Below are 1,092 nucleotides of genomic sequence, written 5' to 3' on the forward strand. Positions count from 1 at the left end.
CCAGGACAGCAATTTGTCGAAATAACCGGTGATCCCAATGAAAAAAATCACCACGGCAGAGGTGATATAGGCGGCAACCGCTTCATTGAGCGAAATATCAGGAAACAGCGTGACTAATAAAGCCGTTCCGGGTGCAGACCAGGCGGTGACGACAGGTATTTTGTATTTAATCGATAAAAAGATACCTGCGAGTGCAGCACCAATAGAAATTCCCCAAATCCATGAAATCATCATGTCCGGGGAAACCTGGGCTTGCTGCGCCGCCTGGAAAAAAATGATCAGTGGCCCTGAATAGGAAATCAGCACTGCTAAAAATCCTGCAACAGTTGCTGAAATTGACCAATCATTTTTTAATGTCTGAAACAGGGTATTCATTGGTGATGTGCCTCCTTGCGTCGAACCATGAGCCTGTTAAAAATCGTGATGATCAGGACTAGCCTTGATCACCACCACCGACGGGTACCACGGTACCTGTCATATAAGATGATTCATCGGAAGCCAGGAATACAATCGCATTCACTTGCTCCTGAATCGTACCGTAGCGTCCCATAAACGTACGGTCAATGGTCTGATCAACCACTTGCTGCATCCATTCTTTTTCAGATTCAGTCAGTGGATTGGCATTGCGCGGTACTTTACGTGGCGGTGCTTCAGTGCCACCCGTCGCGATTGCATTGACACGGATGCCGTCTTTGGCATGTTCAAATGCAAGGGAAGCGGTCAGGCCGTTCACACCACCTTTCGATGCCGAATACGGAACACGGTTAATGCCGCGTGTGGCAATAGAAGATACGTTTACAATGGTCCCTTTCTGATTTTTAATCATTTCCGGAAGTACTGCGCGGCAGCACCACAGCGTCGGGAACAACGAACGGTTCACTTCCTTGATAATTTCCTCTTCAGAAAATTCTTCGAAAGGTTTCATCCAGATCGCGCCACCCACGTTGTTGATTAACGCATCGACACGGCCATAGGTTTCTAGCGCTTTTTCAACGACTGACTGGGCACCAGCAAACGTTTCCAGATTGGCTTTCACGGTAATCGCATCACCGCCAGTCGCTTCAATTTCAGCCAGAACTTCTTCCACATAAG

General features: G+C 47.8%; 1 protein-coding gene and 1 pseudogene. Both read right to left on the bottom strand.

Annotation, left to right across the window (positions count from 1 at the left end):
- Positions 1 to 375, bottom strand: a pseudogene (gene benE, locus ACNPNW_RS08100) (benzoate/H(+) symporter BenE); the annotation flags it as partial.
- A gap of 58 nt (positions 376 to 433) precedes the next feature.
- The coding region (benD, locus tag ACNPNW_RS08105) for a benzoate diol dehydrogenase BenD (protein ID WP_448766864.1) at positions 434 to 1,092 on the bottom strand (659 nt) is incomplete at its 5' end.

This window comes from Acinetobacter endophylla, from assembly GCF_053543775.1.